This is a genomic window from Phycicoccus sp. Root101, assembly GCF_001426245.1.
Taxonomy (GTDB): Bacteria; Actinomycetota; Actinomycetes; order Actinomycetales; family Dermatophilaceae; genus Pedococcus.
Genome location: NZ_LMCM01000008.1, coordinates 12,563 through 28,343 on the forward strand (window position 1 = coordinate 12,563; position 15,781 = coordinate 28,343).

General features: G+C 70.4%; 12 protein-coding genes. 7 read left to right on the plus strand and 5 right to left on the minus strand.

Going from position 1 to position 15,781, the window contains the following annotated elements; genetic code table 11:
- Positions 1 to 12 precede the first annotated feature (12 nt).
- Complete coding sequence (locus ASC58_RS12840) at positions 13 to 660, plus strand: hypothetical protein (RefSeq protein WP_235529221.1); 648 nt, start codon at positions 13 to 15, stop codon at positions 658 to 660.
- Positions 661 to 839: 179 nt separating this feature from the next.
- On the opposite strand, the gene ASC58_RS12845 is transcribed toward ASC58_RS12840, so the two are convergent.
- Positions 840 to 1,190 carry a hypothetical protein gene (locus ASC58_RS12845; protein WP_157598494.1) on the minus strand — a complete coding sequence of 117 codons (351 nt, stop codon included), beginning with the start codon at positions 1,188 to 1,190 and terminating at the stop codon, positions 840 to 842.
- Positions 1,191 to 1,353: 163 nt separating this feature from the next.
- On the minus strand, positions 1,354 to 7,203 hold the full coding sequence (mobF, locus tag ASC58_RS12850) for a MobF family relaxase (protein WP_056919589.1): 5,850 nt from the start codon (positions 7,201 to 7,203) through the stop codon (positions 1,354 to 1,356).
- 234 nt (positions 7,204 to 7,437) lie between these two features.
- On the opposite strand from mobF, the gene ASC58_RS12855 reads away from it, so the two are divergent.
- Both ASC58_RS12855 and ASC58_RS12860 read left to right on the plus strand, forming a co-directional pair.
- Complete coding sequence (locus tag ASC58_RS12855) at positions 7,438 to 7,797, plus strand: hypothetical protein (RefSeq protein ID WP_157598495.1); 360 nt, start codon at positions 7,438 to 7,440, stop codon at positions 7,795 to 7,797.
- Positions 7,798 to 7,806: 9 nt separating this feature from the next.
- Positions 7,807 to 8,307, plus strand: a complete 501-nt coding sequence (locus ASC58_RS12860; RefSeq protein WP_056919591.1) for a hypothetical protein — start codon at positions 7,807 to 7,809, stop codon at positions 8,305 to 8,307.
- A gap of 186 nt (positions 8,308 to 8,493) precedes the next feature.
- Here ASC58_RS12860 and ASC58_RS12865 read toward each other — a convergent pair whose 3' ends face one another.
- Positions 8,494 to 10,089 (minus strand): ParB N-terminal domain-containing protein, encoded by a 1,596-nt coding sequence (locus ASC58_RS12865; protein WP_056919592.1) that lies wholly within the window; start codon positions 10,087 to 10,089, stop codon positions 8,494 to 8,496.
- 267 nt (positions 10,090 to 10,356) lie between these two features.
- On the opposite strand from ASC58_RS12865, the gene ASC58_RS12870 reads away from it, so the two are divergent.
- A complete protein-coding gene (locus tag ASC58_RS12870; protein WP_056919593.1) occupies positions 10,357 to 10,794 on the plus strand; it encodes a hypothetical protein in 438 nt (145 codons plus the stop codon).
- Positions 10,795 to 11,018: 224 nt separating this feature from the next.
- Here ASC58_RS12870 and ASC58_RS12875 read toward each other — a convergent pair whose 3' ends face one another.
- Positions 11,019 to 11,867 (minus strand): helix-turn-helix domain-containing protein, encoded by an 849-nt coding sequence (locus ASC58_RS12875; protein WP_162246852.1) that lies wholly within the window; start codon positions 11,865 to 11,867, stop codon positions 11,019 to 11,021.
- Between the two features lie 336 nt (positions 11,868 to 12,203).
- On the opposite strand from ASC58_RS12875, the gene ASC58_RS12880 reads away from it, so the two are divergent.
- Positions 12,204 to 12,587 (plus strand): hypothetical protein, encoded by a 384-nt coding sequence (locus ASC58_RS12880; protein WP_056919595.1) that lies wholly within the window; start codon positions 12,204 to 12,206, stop codon positions 12,585 to 12,587.
- A gap of 83 nt (positions 12,588 to 12,670) precedes the next feature.
- Here the strand turns inward: ASC58_RS12880 and ASC58_RS12885 are convergent, their stop codons facing one another.
- The gene (locus ASC58_RS12885; protein ID WP_157598497.1) at positions 12,671 to 13,528 is read right to left on the minus strand and encodes a hypothetical protein; all 858 of its coding nucleotides are present in this window, start codon (positions 13,526 to 13,528) and stop codon (positions 12,671 to 12,673) included.
- Positions 13,529 to 13,763: 235 nt separating this feature from the next.
- On the opposite strand from ASC58_RS12885, the gene ASC58_RS12890 reads away from it, so the two are divergent.
- Both ASC58_RS12890 and ASC58_RS12895 read left to right on the plus strand, forming a co-directional pair.
- Complete coding sequence (locus ASC58_RS12890; protein WP_157598498.1) at positions 13,764 to 14,114, plus strand: hypothetical protein; 351 nt, start codon at positions 13,764 to 13,766, stop codon at positions 14,112 to 14,114.
- Positions 14,111 to 15,607, plus strand: a complete 1,497-nt coding sequence (locus tag ASC58_RS12895; RefSeq protein WP_056919598.1) for a hypothetical protein — start codon at positions 14,111 to 14,113, stop codon at positions 15,605 to 15,607. The genes ASC58_RS12890 and ASC58_RS12895 overlap by 4 nt, the downstream gene beginning before the upstream one ends.
- Positions 15,608 to 15,781: the final 174 nt, after the last annotated feature.

Here is a 15,781-nt window from a genome sequence, read left to right on the forward strand (position 1 = left end):
AGCATGAAGCCGATGAGCAGCCCGGATCCGATGCCGGTCCCGATGGTGGCCACGTTCCCGCACCCGGGACGCCAGCTCGAGCAGGCCTACCGGGAGCTCGACCTCGCACTCAACGGGACCGACGAGCAGCGCAAAGCGTTGGGCACCCTCAGAACGCTTCCTCGGCCCTGGGACCCCGACAGCCTCGCCCGCGTGCAGCTGCGCCGGGAACTGTGGGACTGGCTTGAGGCCTTCACCATCTGGCTCAACACCGAGTACGTATGGGACGTCGTCGGTGTCGTCCCCTACTGCTGGCCGCAACACCCGCACCTGGTGCGTGAACTAGCCGTGCTGGCCGACCAACGTCGACGAGCCGCGCTGGCGTTGGGCAGCGACGCCCTCGAGGAGTGGCACCGCTACGCCCTCCCAGCCTTCATCGATCGAATGCGTCAACGAGTCAAGAACCACTGCGACGACGGCCACCAACAGTGGCCCGTCAAGGGACGACACTCGCACCACCTGAGCGAACCCGCCACGACGGCCCGCGCCCAAGCATTCGCCCAGGACGTCGCCGCTCACCAAACCCGGCCTGCGGCGAGCCAGGAGAGCGCCGGACCATGGCTTCGGGTCGTGGACGGCCAGACCATCGACAGCGGCACTGGCGAGATCGTCGACTGTTAGCAGCATCCTGCTCGGGCTCTGGAAATGGAGAGGACGGCTGCGGCCCTTCCTCGACTGGATTCGCAACTGGCCATCAGTTGGAGAACGTCCGGGTCAGTCAGATGTCAGTGGGCGAGTTATGGCGGCGATGTGACAGCAGCCTCTTGGTGGCGCGCACCTAGGGAGTTTGAACTGATCAGCTACCAGAGCCCCAGTGGCGTCGCGTCAACCGCCCCGATGGCCCAGAGAAAGAGCCAGAAGGCGAGTCCGGCAGCGATACCTGCCACCGACGGAACCAGGGCGCGACCTATTCCCAAAGGACGGTGAACTCGTTCCGATTGGCCCGCTAACCGTTCCGCCGCGCCAGGGGTGCCGATCAGGGCGCCGATCGAGGCGCCAATGACCACGAGCGGCACGCCCATGAACACCAGTGGATCGGTGACCTCGTAATCGTCGCCTTCGATCGCTCGCGGCAGCAGGATCAGCAGGCATGCGAGCGCCGAACCCGCTCCAAGTCCGAACATCGCGCCACGCCCCGGCCGTCCCCTCATTTCCTGAGTGTCCCAGTGGACGCCCGAAACCGACAAGGCTCCGGATGCTGCGCAACGTCCCAGTCGGGAAGACCTGATGACCTAGGTGAGCCCCAAACGCGGCGGTGTGGGGCGCTTCGCCGGACAGCAGGAGCAGCCCGGCAACTGCGACCGCGCTGCCGCATCAACGGCGCTGCGTCTGCGGTGGACGCGGAGTCCCTGTTCCGGGCGTGCGGCGCTCTTGCGCACGCGCGGCCCTGGAAGGTTCGTCCGTCATTGGGCTCCGTGGGGCTGCCGCGATGTCGAGCGGCAGGGCGGCGACGAGTCGGTATCGCAGGTCTTGGGCGGGCAGGTCCGATAGCGGCTCGTTCTCGACGAGTCGTCGGACGGTGGCCGCCACGTCGTGGCCGTCCTGGTGGGCCAGCTGCATCATGGCGGCAAGTGCGGGCCAGTCTGCCTGGGAGCTAAGTCGAGGATCGATTTCCAATGCCAGCGCGGGCCAGCGGTCGACTGGCGTCGCCGGGATGGCGGCCGACATTCGAGCCTTTACGTCGGAGACCTCGTCGAGCCGCGCCTGTGTCGCGGCGCGCGGGTCGCGGTTCCACGTTTGGACGCTGGCTGCTAGGCGGGCTCGGGCTTGGCTTGGGGAGCGCCGCAGCTGCGCGGCGACCGTGTCGATGAGGGCAGTCCAGTGGTCTGGGGGCCTGGCCGCGAGGACCTGCACGGCCTCCTTCAGAGCAGCCGCGCCGGTGAGGTGAGTGAGTCGTTCCTCGAGGACGAGCTCGCCGAGGGGGCGTGCGGTTGCCAGCGCCTTCTGGAGGGCGTGGGCGCCATGGTCGGCGAGCACGTCGGCCGGGTCCAGACCGTCGGGGAAGGTGGCGGCGCCCGGGTCGAGGCCGTGCTGGGTGAGTAGCCAGTAGTCACGCTCCGCGGCGATACGTCCAGGCAGGTCCGCGTCGTTGGCGACGATGACTCGCCGGCCGAGGTGGGCGATCTGGGTGGCCTGCTCGTGGGTGAGGGCAGTCCCCAGTGGGGAGATGCCGACATGGCTTCCGCCGGTAGCGAGCGTGATCGCCCACGCGTCCAAGGGACCTTCGACGAGCACCAGCGTCGCGCCACCGTGGTTCAGCTCGGGCAGGAGTCCGAACACCTGGGCACCCTTGTGGAACAGGGGAGTGTCGGCGGTGTTCAGGTACTTGGGACCCGCGTTGTCGTCGTCGCCCAGGGTCGGGTTGCGGCGACCCACGAATCCGAGCACTTGGCCTTCGTGCACGATCGGCATGACGGCGCGGTCGCGGAACCGGTCGATGAGCCGGCCCGTGCGCGCCGGGGTAGCGACGCCCACCTCGGTCATTTCCTCGTCATTGACACCGAGGCGCCTCAGGTGCGTGACCAGGTTGGTCCACCCGGCGGGTGCGTACCCTGGGTGCAGGCCAGGGGTGCTGGCTGGGTCTTGGCCCAAGCGCGCGGACAGGTACGTCTGCGCCCAGCTGCTCTCGTATCGGTCGCGGTAGTACGCCAGGGTCAACTGGTTGATCTCGAGCATGCGTGCTGCCGACACGGGCGCGAAGTCGATCTCGGCAGCACGGGCCACTTGCAGTTCGATATCAACGTCGCTGGGCTCCAGTGGTCCCATCACCGATCGCTCAAGGGCAGCCAGCTGCAACTGCGCATCGGCGTCGGGCTCGGCCTGACCGACGAGATCGGGGTCCTGATCGACGTCGAAGACCACCAGGGGCGTTGGTGGGTGGTGACCAGATTCGCGGGAAGCATCTGCTGCGGCCCACTCGTGGTCCCACTGGTCGGGCGTCGGCGCGTGCACCACCGCTACGTCGGCATCCGGGTCGAGATCCCACATGTCTGGTGGGGCCTGGTCGTCGGGGTGGGAAAGGTCGAGGTCTTCGGCCGAGGGTGGCGGGTCGGTCAGCACGGACAGACGCCAGACCATGGCCTGAGCGGGGTCGACGTCGCTGTCGTCGACGACCGCCACGTCCATCAGGTCCTTCAGGGGCCATCCGCGCTGAAGGGCGTGGTCGACGGTGCTGACCAGCGCCGGCCACCAGCTGCTGGTCTGCATCTGGTTGACACGGGCCGGGCCGATCTTGGTGGCCAGGTCGGGTGCCCAGTCGGAGTGGAGGGTGTGGCCGCGGTCGATTTCTTGGGCGACTGCGGGGGCGACGTGGCGGCTGAGCCGCCACCAGAGTGCGGCGGCTGCGTGGTCGTCGGGGAGCGGGGCGTGGTGCAGGGCCCCGGCCAAGATCTGTCGGGTGGGCAGGCCGGCGCGGGACATGGCGGCCAGTCGTTCGGCCAGGAGCGGGGTGAAGTCGTCGCGGGAGGCTGCCGGTGCGGTGCGGCGCAGGAGCTCGCCCCATTCCTGCAGGGCTGGGGTGCGGTCGCCGACGACGGCGGTGTTCAGGCGCTGCTGCCACCGCGCCGGGGCTTTTTGCAGCTGGGGTGGGCCGGTCGGTCGGCGGTCTTCGTCACTCACCTGCATGGCGGCGCGCCATACGGCGACGTCGCCGAGGGTGGCCGGGTTCGGGCGGGCTGCCCCTTGCTGTGCCCATGCCGGGGTCGGCGCGGACTGGGCGTCGTCTCTGACTTGGGTGGCGAGGTCGGTCACCAGGTCGGCGCGTTGACGCAGGTAGGGGCCCCATACGGGGTGCTGGGCCAGGCGGTGGGGGATGGCGGGAATGCATGGCAGGGGGCCGGGTTCGGCGTTGCGGAGGCCGGTGTCATCTAGGCGCCAGTCCAGCACGGCGGCGCGGTCTGCGGCGCTGTCCAGCTCACGACCGTCGGCGGCCTGGGCCAAACCTTGCGCAGGGTCCGGTCCGGTGGCGGCGAGCAGAATGAGGTGGGCGCGCAGCGTGGGCCAGGCGGCCTCGGCGGTCAGGCGAGGGGCGACCGTCTCCGCGGCCCGCTCGAGGCCCTCCAGGGTGCCGCGGTCGAGCAGGTCCTCGGCGGCGACGTACAGCGCGTCGGCGTACCTGGTGGCGGCTTGCCCGAGCTGCACAGCGGGGTCCGCGGCTTGCCGGGCCATCGTGGTTGCGGAGACGGGGGAATCGTCCCGAGCCAGGACACGCTCGAGCAGGTCGGTCGCGGTAGGGGGAGCGATGCTGTCGGGGCGGATGGCGTTGTGCGGGTCGCCGTCGCTGACGACCTCCAGGTACACGTGGTTGGCCAGGCGGCCGCGGGTCAGCATCGTGTACAACTGCTGGCGGGACTCGTTCCCGGTGGCCAGACCATGGACGGTGTCGACCGACACGCCTTGCGCAGTGTGCACGGTGGTGGCGAATCCGAGCTCGGTCGAGGTGGCCACGTAGTCGGCGGGGAGCTCGATCACCCGGGCGCTGCGGGTGTGCTGGACGGTGAGAGACCCCGAACCAGTGGCCTCGGGGTCGACGTCCAGCACGGTCCAACGGTCGCCGTTCTTGACCCAGTCTGACCCGCTGATTCGGAGCCGTCGGTCGTTGGCGCGGGTGATGACCAGGTCCCCGGCGGAGGCCTGGTTGCCATCGGCGAGCCGCACGCTTCGTGCAGCTCCGGTGGGGCCGGCTGTCTGCTGGAGCCGGTGCTCGCGGGCCCGCTGGTTCAGGTCGGAGACAAGGTCGCGGGTGGGTGCCAGCATGATCGCGTCGAGGCCGGCGGCGCGGTCGGCCTGCCACGCGTCGAAGACGTCCTCGGTCATGGTGGCCAGGTCGCCGACGTGGACCCGGTGGTGGTCGAGGTAGAACCCGAGTGCGTCGGTCAAACCGTCGCGCAGCGCCAGTGAGGCAGCCCCTTCGGCCGGGTCGGCGAACCGCATGAGCTCGGTGAGCCGCAGCGCACCGTGGGTGGCGTCGAGGTCGCGCAGAACGCCGCCAGCGCCGATCGCGGCCAGCTGCTGGTCGTCGCCGATGAGGCGGACGCTGGCTCCTCGGGCGGTGATCCAGTCCACGGCTGCATCCAGGGAGAGGGTGTCGGCCATGCCGGCCTCGTCGATCACCACCAGCGTGTCCGGGCCGATCTGGGTTGCCCAGTGGGGCAGGTCACCGTTGGCGAGGTGGTGGGTGAGCTTGGCGAGGGTGTCGGTGCGCACGGCGCCGTTGGTGTCGATCTGGTCGCGCAAGGCAGCGGCCGCGGCGGCCGACGGGGCCAGGCCGATGAGGGTCCCACCGCCGTTCTCCCACGCCCTGGCAAGCGCCCTCATCGCCGTGGTCTTGCCTGCTCCGGCGGGGGCGATCGCCAGCTGCAGCCGAGCTCCGGAGGTGGCCATGCCGCGCACCAGGGCGACCTGCCCGGCGTTGAGGGTGACCCCGTTGGCTGCCGTCTCCAGCAGCGCTAGGTCGACTGCCTCGATGCCGACCGTGCGCCCATCGACCCGTGCCGCCGTGGTGATCAGGCGTTGCTCGGCGGCGAGTACCCGGGCGGAGGTGTAGTGCTCGGCGCCGTGCACGGTGTACACGCTTTCGTCGTCGCGCCGGCGTAGCTGCGCCGGCTCAGCGACCCCATCGCCATCGGGCGAAAGGCGCACGGAGTGCTGGCTGAGCGCCTCGTCGACCAGCAGGTCCACCACCCGGTCGACGTCACTGACCGCCAGGTCGGCGGCCCGGGCTTGGCGCAGCGCCTCGGCCCGTACGTGCCACACCTGCCACGTGCTGCGGCGGGTCTCGGTCGTGGCCACCATCCGTTCGGCGGTCTCCCTTATCCAGGCGGCGTCGACCCGGGTGGTCGCTGGGATGGGCGGCGCCGTCGCCGTCTGCACCATCGAGCCGACGGCGGCCTCGTCGCCGAGGACCTCGACGGCCTGCTGGTGCCACGCTCGCCGCTGTTCGGCGAGGCTGCGCGCTTCGTGCTTCGCCTCGCGGGTCTCCAACGTTGCCTGCTGGGCCAGCTGGATCGACTCGACCTCGGTGGGCGGGCGCCCGTGGGCGGCCTGGAACTGCTGGGCGAGCACGGCCCGGCGCGCCTGGATGCTGGCCCGGCGGGCCGACCAGCGCTCGGTCAAGCGAGCGTCGACCCCGACGACTTCGCGCACGGCACGCTTGCGGGCATCGGAGTTGGGTCGCTCCTCGAACCGCAGGCCGAGGTCGGCGCGCAGGTGCTTCTCCAGGGAGGTGTTGTACTGCTCGGACGCGGACACGTTGGCCTTGTACAGCACCCGGCCGTCGATGCTGAGCCACCGGCCGGCGCCTCCTGGATCGATGTTCTGTACCTTGTTCGCCATCGCGACGTGGGTGTGCAGGTCCGGGTCGCCGGCGCGGGAATCGCGGTGCGTGAAGGCGGTGGCCACGAGGCCCTGGACGTTGACCTGACGGACCCCGTTGGTGCCCAACCTTGTGTACAAGGCGTGCTCTTCCAGAAACGACAGCGCGTCCTGCACCGCCGCGTGGTGGGCCCGTTCGATGCGTGCCGCCGTGGCGGGATCGGCGACGGCCCACAGGGCGCTGACGCTCTTGACGGGGGAGAAGGTCAGGTCGTACCCGGCGACCGCCGTGGTGCGGGGGCGCGAGTGCTTGGCGATGGTGGCGGCGATCTCGCGTGCGTCGGCGGGGTCCCGGCCGTGCTCGGTGCGGAAGAACTCGACCGCGACTTCGGTGCGGATCCGGGCCCGGTCCTCGACGGAGACGGCACCCTCCCGGGCGGCGCTGCCCACCGCGCCTCGGCTGATGTTGAGCTCGGCGATGCGCTGCGCGACCTCGAGTCGGAACGTGGACACATCGCGGGCGTAGACCTTGTACGGGACGCCCAGCCGGGTGACGGCCTGGTAGTCCCGATCCGTCAGGTCGGGGCCCTGCAGCCGATCACGGCGCTGCTGCGCGAGCGGGTGGTGACCGGAGCCGAATAGCGCCTGCATCTGTTCGGCAGTGACCACGTCTCCGGCCGACAGGCCGTCGATGCCGGCCATCCCGGAGCCGACCCACTGGCCCGGCGCTTCACCTTTGGCGGCGTAGTAGCTGGCCAGGCCGGTGTGCCCTTTCTCGGTCACGTCCTGAGCGGCGACCTGGCGAGTCAGGTAGTCGTACCCGCTGCCGGCCGTCAGCTTGTGGATCGACATGGTCACACCCGTAGAAAGCCTTACGCGTCGACGCTGGTGGACGGTGGTTGCGCGTTCAACGGCCGGGAATGCATGAGGTGTGTGGGACATGGCGGTGGGCGGTTTCGGCTGGGGGTACGTCGGAGGCACGGAAGGGAGTTCGGGTGTGGGCGTGGGCTGTGATGGTTGTCCACTGGCGGAGCGGTCCGGGGCGTTCGTGGGTGGCAGGTTTCCGTGATCAGAGAGGACGAGGCGATGAGTCAGACCCAGGACAGGCCGGTCAGCAAGCAGAGCGCTCGACAGTTGGCCCGACGGGCTGCGCTGGACGCACAGTCCAAGATGCGCGAGCAGCGGGTGCAGCGGGAGAAGCGGCTCAGTGCCCGTGGGGTCGAGGTCATGATGGCGTTGGGGGCGCGCGATGAGATGGTGCGGCGGTGCGAGCAGCGAGCGGGGGAGGCGCTGCACCAGATGACGGCCGTCGAGGGCCTCGGCTTGGACGAGGCGATCCAGTGGTGCGGGCAGGGCCTGAGCCGTCGGGAGGCGGCGCGGTTGTGCGCGCTGGCCCGGGACGAGGTGTCGTCGTCCCGGGCGGCGAGCGACGCCTCTGCCGACTAAGGCGCGCCGGTGGGTGCTCGGCGGCTGGACGAGGAAGGGTCAGCGCTGCTGCATGCGGCGGTCGCGGATGCCGACACGGTGGCCCGGCGTGATCGCAAGATTGTGCGGGTCGCAGGGAGCGACTGCTGGTGGTGGACCGGGGCCATCAGCGGCAAGGGGCACGGCCGGTTCTGGTTCGCGCCGAAGCGGGTGATCATCGCGCATCGTTTCGGCTTCGCCCAGGTGCACGGCGTCGAGGCACTAGCCGCAACCGAGGTGCTCGGGCACCGGTGCGACAACCCCCTGTGCCAGCGGGTGCACCCCGAGCACGTGGTCGCCTCGACCTATGTCGAGAACCGGCGCGAGTGGGCCATCCGCCGGGCGCTGACTGGCTCCCCGCTGGGTGACCCTCGGGGCGCGCGCCGTCGAGCGCGGGAACTGCGGGACCTGGCGCGGAAGGATCCGCAGCTGGTCGCCGACGACCTGCGGCGACTCACGCGGATCTTCGGCGAGCAGCTGCCCCTTTGGTGATCTCGTGGGCAGAGCCCGGAGCGCGGCTCCTGGTCGAGCGCTCCGGGCTCTGTGCCGTGGGGGTCAGGCGTTGGTGTGCGCGTCCGACGCCGCACGCTTGATGCGGCTTGGCTCATCGGTCGTCAGCAGCTGCTGGGCGCGTGCGCGGGTGGTCCCCTCGACAACCCGCGCACCGGAGTAGCCGGGTCATGCGGCCGGGGTCGCCGCGCCGGCGTCGGTCGGGGCGTCGCTGGCGTCCTCGCTCCCGGGCGTGGGCTCCGGGTCCGGGGTGTCGATACTTGCCTCGGGGGCGTGGGTGGCAGGCGCGGCTGGGGCGGCCTGCTTGGTGCGGGCGCGCGGCGCGGGCTTGGGCTTGGTCAGACCTGCCGCCCGTTTCTCGACGTCGGACAGGTCGTAGCCGTTCGCGGTGATGAAGGTCAGGTAGTCGGCGGTGGCGGGCATGACCCGCCGCCACGACTGCCGGTCGGTGCCCGTCTCCAGGCTTGCGAGCAGTCGGCACAGGGCGATGACCTGGGCTCGACCTTCGGTGGCCTTTTCGATCAACGCGGTCCACCCGCTGCCGTAGCCGTAACCGGTGTGCTTCAGCCCGAACCACTCGGCGGCCAACTGCGATCCGGCGACGCTCGCGACGACCTCGGGGTGCTCGGTGAGGACACGGGCGAGGAAGGCCGACGACCCCTTGGGCGCGGTCTTGCGGCTGGCGAAGGCGGCCAGCCAGTCGCGCCGCACCGGCTCGGCGCTGTCCCACGCCTTGTTGGAGTCGACCACGTCGCGCCGCTCGGCGCGGGCCGCCTCGCGCTGCTCGGGGCTCATGTCGCCCGCCTTGGGCTTGGACGATGCGCCACCGTGGTTCCACAAGTCCACGTGCCCTGCGGCGCGCCACGTCGTGCACACGTAGTGGGGTTCGGCCTTCCGAAGGCGGACCTCCTTGCCCTTCTCGTCCTTCTCCCACGCGGTGGTGACACTGAGGTAGGCCACGTGGCCCTCGCACGTGGCGTGGGTGGCCTTGTTGTAAGCGCGGCCCCCCTCCGTGGCGGCGAGCCGGTCCAGAGTCCGGGTGCTGTGGTCGTCGTAGGCAGGCCGCTCGACGACGCGCACTCCCTTGGCCGTCAGGGTCTCGGTCATGGCGGCGATCGCGGTGGCGTCCAGCCGGGCGTCGCGCAGGCGCTGGGCCGTGTGGTCGAACCCGTGGCCGTCCTTGGCGGCGACCATCAGGGCCTTCACCGCCTCGGGGTCGTCCTCGAACTCGGCCAGCGCGACGGCCTGGTCCAGGGTGAGGAAGTCCCAGCGCCGCGCGGCCTTCTGGGCCAACTCGCTACCTGCGACAGCCAGTGCGGCGTCGACCTCGGTGCGGGGCCGAGCCGTGCGCCGCTTGATCTGCGCTGCGGTCAGGCCGATCGCGGCCAGCTGCTTGACGCCCGCTATCCGGTCGGCGGTGGCCATGGCGCTGCGGTGGTCGTTCTCGGCCATCTGGTGCACGATCCGATCGGCGTCCTCTGGCCGCCCGACAATGACGGCCGGGATGCTGGGGCGCTTGGCCTCGACGGCGGCAAGGGTGCGCCGCTGGCCGCGCAGGACTACGAACTGGCCCTGCTCGTCGTAGTGACCGATCACCGGCTCAAGCACGCCGAGTTCGCGGATGCTGGACACGAAGTCGGCGGTCAGGTTGGCCTCGCTGCGCACGTTGAGGCCCACGACGGCGGTGGCGGGGTCGATCTGGACGAGTGTGATCTGCTCGGCGGGTGTGGCGGCTGCTGCCTGCGGCGAGGTGTTGGTGTTCATCGGTGCTGCTCTCCTGTCGAATAGAACGAACTGACATGCGTTATCCTCGTCCTAGCCAAGGGCCGGTCGTAGAGCGTGCGTCGAGCCTGTGGACAGGCACCGGCAACGGGTTCGACTGTGCAAAACGGGCGCCTAGGGCCGGCCTCCCTGGCCGCCCCACCGCGTCCTGGCAGGGCCGGTGCGCTGTCGCGCCAGCCGACGAGGAGAACGGCGCGGGCGACCGGGAATGACGACCGGGTGGGTGTTAGGACGCGAAGGAGGAGCACCATGGCGGAGACCGTCGAGGACACGATCTCGACTGGTGCCTACTGGGACCCGGACACTTGGCAGTTGGCGCGGGCGGCATACGTGGCCGACCTGGATAACGACCCGAACGGCCCGGATGCGTTCATCGGCTGGCTCCACCGGGCCATCGAGCAGCACGCCGCGCGCGGGGTCCGTGGCCGCGCACGCCTGCGAGCTGAGCACTCGCCGGCCGGCGACGGCCGGCGCGGGTTCAACAGGCACCACCCGCTTCGCGCTAGCACCAGGGCCGCGCTCGAGCAGGCGATCGTCGAGGACCGCCGGACCGGTGGCGTGGTGCTGAGCCGGTCGGGCTTCCTGCGGGAAGCCGTCGTGGTCGCAGTCGACGCCTCGAGACGCCGGGCGGATGGCGAGCTGACGATGGTGGCCGGTCGGCTGCCCAACCACCCGGTTCGCAGCTGATGACGCTCACTCGGCGACCGAGACCGACTGGCGGTCAGCCGGCCGAGGAGATGTCGACGCCGCCGTCGTGGACGATGACCTTCACGGGCGGGTAGTCCACGTGGCCGCCATGGCATCTCACCCAAGGGGCGCCTGTCCACTACGTCAACGATGTCCTGGCGGGCACCCCTGAGCACGGCGCTCCGCGACCGTTCAGCGGCCATCGAGTCCGGCCAGCTCCTTGCTCACGAGAGCCGGCGCGCCGAGAGCCCGACGTTTGCGCCCCGAGGCTGCACCGTCCCGTACCCGGCGACCTTCTCAAGCCCGGTGGATCGGCGCAGACGCTGCGAACCGGTGGGGTCGACTGGTATCAATTCCTCACGCTCGGAGGAACCTGGTCGGGTGCCGGGGCGACCAGCTGAGATCTCCTGCCGGTGACGAAGTCGCAACACAGTTCGGGGCGAGACCCCGATCGCCTCCGCGATCTCGCGGTCGGAATACCCTGCCGTCGAGAGCCCGCGGACCGCTGCCACCCGCTCATCCTGAGTTAGTTGCAGATCGGTATCGCACCGTGTGCCGGCGGATACGCCGGCCACCAGTCGATCGACCACGACCGAGTCCAAGGAGGCTTGCACCGGGTCGCCGTGCTGGGGCGTCGCTCGCGGGTCGTCGATCGTCTCGTCGTCCCACGCCAGTGGCGGGGGGTAGCCGCGGGCCGCAGCTCGGTCGCGTGCAGCCTGGGACGGGCCGAGGGTCATGCTCAGGCGGTCGTAGACGTCCCGCACCTGCCGCCAGCCCTGGATGCTGATCAGGTCGCGCGATCGCGTGACGAGCTGACCGGAGGGGACACCCTCGGCCTCGAGGTCCGCCTTGCGCCACCCGAGGGCCATCAACGCCTGCACGCGGCGCACGGCGCCGACGCTGGGCACGCTCCCGGAGGCCCGGGCATACACGTCGTTCAGCGTCAACGACGCGATCCGTGCCGCGGTCTGCCGCTGTACCTGTTCGTGGCGGCCGCCCATGATGTGAGCGACGGCGGTGCCGCTCAGACCGCTGGCCCGCGCGATCGCCCGGATGGGGACCTGCGCGTCCACGAGCTCTTGGAGCCTGGCTCGTGTGTCGGTTGCGGGGACGTAGCGTCGGCGGCCATGGGCCCGGTCGCGGGCGTACCCGACTTCCCAGGCCTTGGTGTAGCTCATCGATCCGTCCTGACGCGGTGGGCAGCGGGCTATCCCGGGTTCCGCAACCAAAGCCGTGGAGGCGGGTCCGGGTGGACGGCCAGGGCGGCCGGCGGGTCTGTCCACCAAGGCACTGGACGACGTCTTTGGGCAGTGACAAGGCGCCCGGGACGAACCGCTGGCTTCCCTACTCCTGTACAGGCTGACGGTGCGGGACCACTGTTCCCGGGGTGCAAGGAGAGGAAGGGCACGATGCACGCGTTGACGAGCGAAGTGGTGCTGGAGCCGATGGTCTTGGCGCGACTGCGACACCAGCGGGTGGCGATGCTTGCTTCGGCCGAGGTGCTCCGACGAACACGGCACCCCCGGGCGGCGCAGCAGCTGCTGGCCGCCGCCGAGGATCTCGCTGTAGAGATCGAATCCGTTGAGGCGGGCGGCGATCCGCGGCGGCGTGCCTGTCTGGTGTGCGGCTGTACGCAGAAGCGTGCCTGCCTCGGCGGGTGTGTCTGGGTGGGCGCTCCGACGGGGGTCGACCTGTGCAGCCGGTGCGCGGCGGTGGTGGATCCCAGGAACCCACCGGCAGGCTGTGCCAGTGACCTGAGGTCCGTCCTGGACCCGGACGAGGCGGGGCTGTGAGGAAATGCGGGCCGGCCATGGGGACAGCGGTCCCAGCCGCGACCGCTGCCACGCCGACTGCGCGACCCGCGGCTCTGACGGAGCTACGCCCGGGGGGCCACGACGGCCAGCTGAGGCCGCTGCGCGGGGCCGGTCAGCGCATGGACGCGTTCGTGTACCTCCGGTGAGCTCGAGCAGCGCAGTAAGAACCGGGACAGAGCCTCAGCGAGGCCGGCTTGGCGGACCTGCTCGTCGCCGAGCTCGCGGATCGTCGTGGCCCAGGCCCGCTCCCAGGGGCTCACGAGGTAGGACAGGGCGCCCACGAGGGTGATGATGGCGGCCACAAGCCACTTTTGCACCGCTCCGGCCTGCGCTGCGGCAATCGCCGCAACGATGAACCGGCCCGTCCACGCCCACCGCACTGGCGGCAACCACCGGAAGGCCAGCAAGAGGCCGTCGGCCAGTCCACGTAGGGCCTGCCACGGCAGCGTCCAGAACTCCAGCGCCAAATCGGAACGCACGGCGCCACTGAGGACGACGCCCGCACCATGGCCGAGGACCGCAGCCTCCTGGTCGAGGGGCAGTTGGCGGTCCCGGACCGCGGCCACCAGGCCGGCCGATACCACGACGGTGCTGCGGCCCGCTCCGACAGCCGTGATAGGTACTGCGCCGTCCCGCACTTGGAGCCGAAGCGTGCCCATGGGGACTCCGTGCTGGCACAGCAGGGCCACGGCGGGTGCCAGCGCCGCAGCCTCGGCCGAGCTGAGTTCACGGGCACGGAACAGGACCCGGACCGCCGCTGACTCCCCGGCTCCGACCAGCAGCACCAGCATGGTGGCCAGACCGCAAACGAACACCGCTAGGCCCACCGTCGCGGGCAGCACCGCGCCCACCACGAACGCCAGCAGCATGCTGACCACGACCGCAGGCCCGTACGCGCCCACCTTCCTCATCGTCGTCATCACCACCGTCTCCTCCTCCTCGAGTCGAGATGGGCACTAGTGCGAAAACCTCGACGGCGGGCGGTGCTGACCTCCAGAGGGGCACCGGTGGCCATTAGGCCTACGAGAGCAGCGTCGTCCCCACCTACGACACCCCGGCGGCGTCATGCACAGGCTCGGAAGCAGGGCTGACCGCGCCCCGGCGGGGTCTGAGTGGATCGGGCTGTACACCTCTCACGAACCAAGGAGAACAGCCATGATGAGCGCCGACCCCAGCCCTATCGATATGCACGCCGTCCACAGCCTGAGCACCGTAGCCCGACTGCTGGCGCGCGCCTCGGACATGACCTGGGACCAGGCCGCCACCAATCCCGGCCCGGCCCTGCGCTTCCTGGGGATCGGTCTGGATCTGGCCACGTCCCTGGCACTCGAGCTGCTGCCCGCAGGCCACGACGTCGACGACCCCGCGCCCGTCGAGACCGACCCGCTGAAGCTGCTGCGCGCCGCCGAAGAGCTCACCCGGCTGCGCCCCATCGAGGACTTCCCGCCCGGAACGTCACAGGTGATCGCCGCGATCTGCGACCTGCTCAACGAGCACGCGCCATGACCGGCCGGGACAAACGCAGCGTCGGCGAACTCCTCCTCGAGTCCGACCACGCCGCCAGAGCGATCCTGATGGACGTCGACGAGATGGACGCCGCCACGATGCTGCGCACCTGGGGTGAAGTCGTCCAGGCGGCCGGCGAACTCTGGCAGGCCCTACCACCGGTGACCCTTCCCCAACCGGGCACCGGGGAGCACCTTCCCGACTCCGCAGACCTCGCGATCCGACAGCTTCGCGCGATGAGCGAAGCCATGCATCGCACCGGACGCGGGCGAGTCTGGCCAGGAGACGGGCCCGCCGACGACCGCCTCCTCGGCATAGCCGAGAGCTTCACCGGAGCAACCGATCTGATCAGCCGTCACGCTATTCCTCGGCCGCCACTCAGCGAGCCAGAACGGCGCGACCTCCAGGCCGCCAGGACCCGGATCATGCACACCCTCTACATCGGCTCCCACGGGGTCGCCGTCGCCGTCGGCCGACGGGTGCGCGAGCTGGAGATGAAGATGGCCACACGGGGCGCACTAACCACCGGGGACTCACTTCGGCAAGCCCGCGCCGCACACGCGCGGCTAACCGCGTTCGAGCAGCAGGCCGGCGCCGTCATCGCCGGCACCTACCCCGGCCGCCTGACGGGGGAACACCGCGAACCCCCAGCCGCAGGACGGCTGGCCCAAGCCCTGGCCATCTGGGACGTCCAGACCCACCGCACCCTGAGCGACCGGGTTAGCACCGCGGATCTCATGCTCACCGCCCGCACGCAGGCAATGGTTCTCACCGCGACCAGCACGCTCACACGCGCCGCCGCCGACTACGGACATGTCGACCGGCAGCAGTACATGACCCGCCTGTTGCCCGCGATCGAGGCAAGCCACCAAGGCTGGGAGATCATGGCCGGCCTCTGGAAAGACCTGACACCGCCGACCTCACGCCGCGTCGACCCCGACCTCGCCCGCGCGGCCCTCGAGACCCGGGCCGCGCTGTACGAACTCCTTCACGACGGCGCAACCATCGCCCACGCCTCACTCATCGGCCAAAGGACCAACTTGCGCCGGGTCGGCCGACTCGCCAAGCAGGTACTGGTCACCAACCTCGACCTGGCGCACGTCACTCATGACGCCACCACCAACCCCGAATTGAGCGGAGCCGCACGAACCGTGAACATGCTGGCGATCACCACCCGGCGCCACGACCAGCGAGACGCCCAGACCATCGATGACAGCCCCCTCGCCGCGTGGGTCGCGCCCCGCGACCTTCTTGCCAACCGAGCCGTCTCCCTGCCCGACCACGTCCGCGCCGGAATCGCGGCCACCGCCGACGGCCTCATCGACGCCAACGGGACAGCCATGAGCGCCGCGGCACTCCTCGACGCCGCCAGCCCGCAGGCCCACCAGACCCGCCGGAACACTGAGCGAAGCGCCAAAGGGCGCAGGGCCCTTCACGACCTAAGCACCCTCAGCCTGTCCGCGGCTCGGCCAGGGCCGCGCTGCGAGAGGTAATTGGGGCGGCCATTCGCAGGGACTTACTGGTCCAGCTTTCGTGGTCCCGTCGTGCACTTCGGAGAATGCTCGCCCAGCGCAGACGAAAGGCCCGGCCCCTAACCGCCCGCTGGCCAAGCCGACAGACCGCACGGCGAGGCGGGAACTTGCATATCGCTATCGCGGCTCCGAACC

Bases quoted from the DNA above. Each gene is read 5' to 3' on its own strand.
- ASC58_RS12840 (WP_235529221.1), top strand. From the start codon at position 13: ATGAGCAGCCCGGATCCGATGCCGGTCCCGATGGTGGCCACGTTCCCG.
- ASC58_RS12845 (WP_157598494.1), bottom strand. From the start codon at position 1,190: ATGAGGGGACGGCCGGGGCGTGGCGCGATGTTCGGACTTGGAGCGGGT.
- mobF (WP_056919589.1), bottom strand. From the start codon at position 7,203: ATGTCGATCCACAAGCTGACGGCCGGCAGCGGGTACGACTACCTGACT.
- ASC58_RS12855 (WP_157598495.1), top strand. From the start codon at position 7,438: ATGAGTCAGACCCAGGACAGGCCGGTCAGCAAGCAGAGCGCTCGACAG.
- ASC58_RS12865 (WP_056919592.1), bottom strand. From the start codon at position 10,089: ATGAACACCAACACCTCGCCGCAGGCAGCAGCCGCCACACCCGCCGAG.
- ASC58_RS12870 (WP_056919593.1), top strand. From the start codon at position 10,357: ATGGCGGAGACCGTCGAGGACACGATCTCGACTGGTGCCTACTGGGAC.
- ASC58_RS12880 (WP_056919595.1), top strand. From the start codon at position 12,204: ATGCACGCGTTGACGAGCGAAGTGGTGCTGGAGCCGATGGTCTTGGCG.
- ASC58_RS12885 (WP_157598497.1), bottom strand. From the start codon at position 13,528: ATGACGACGATGAGGAAGGTGGGCGCGTACGGGCCTGCGGTCGTGGTC.
- ASC58_RS12890 (WP_157598498.1), top strand. From the start codon at position 13,764: ATGATGAGCGCCGACCCCAGCCCTATCGATATGCACGCCGTCCACAGC.
- ASC58_RS12895 (WP_056919598.1), top strand. From the start codon at position 14,111: ATGACCGGCCGGGACAAACGCAGCGTCGGCGAACTCCTCCTCGAGTCC.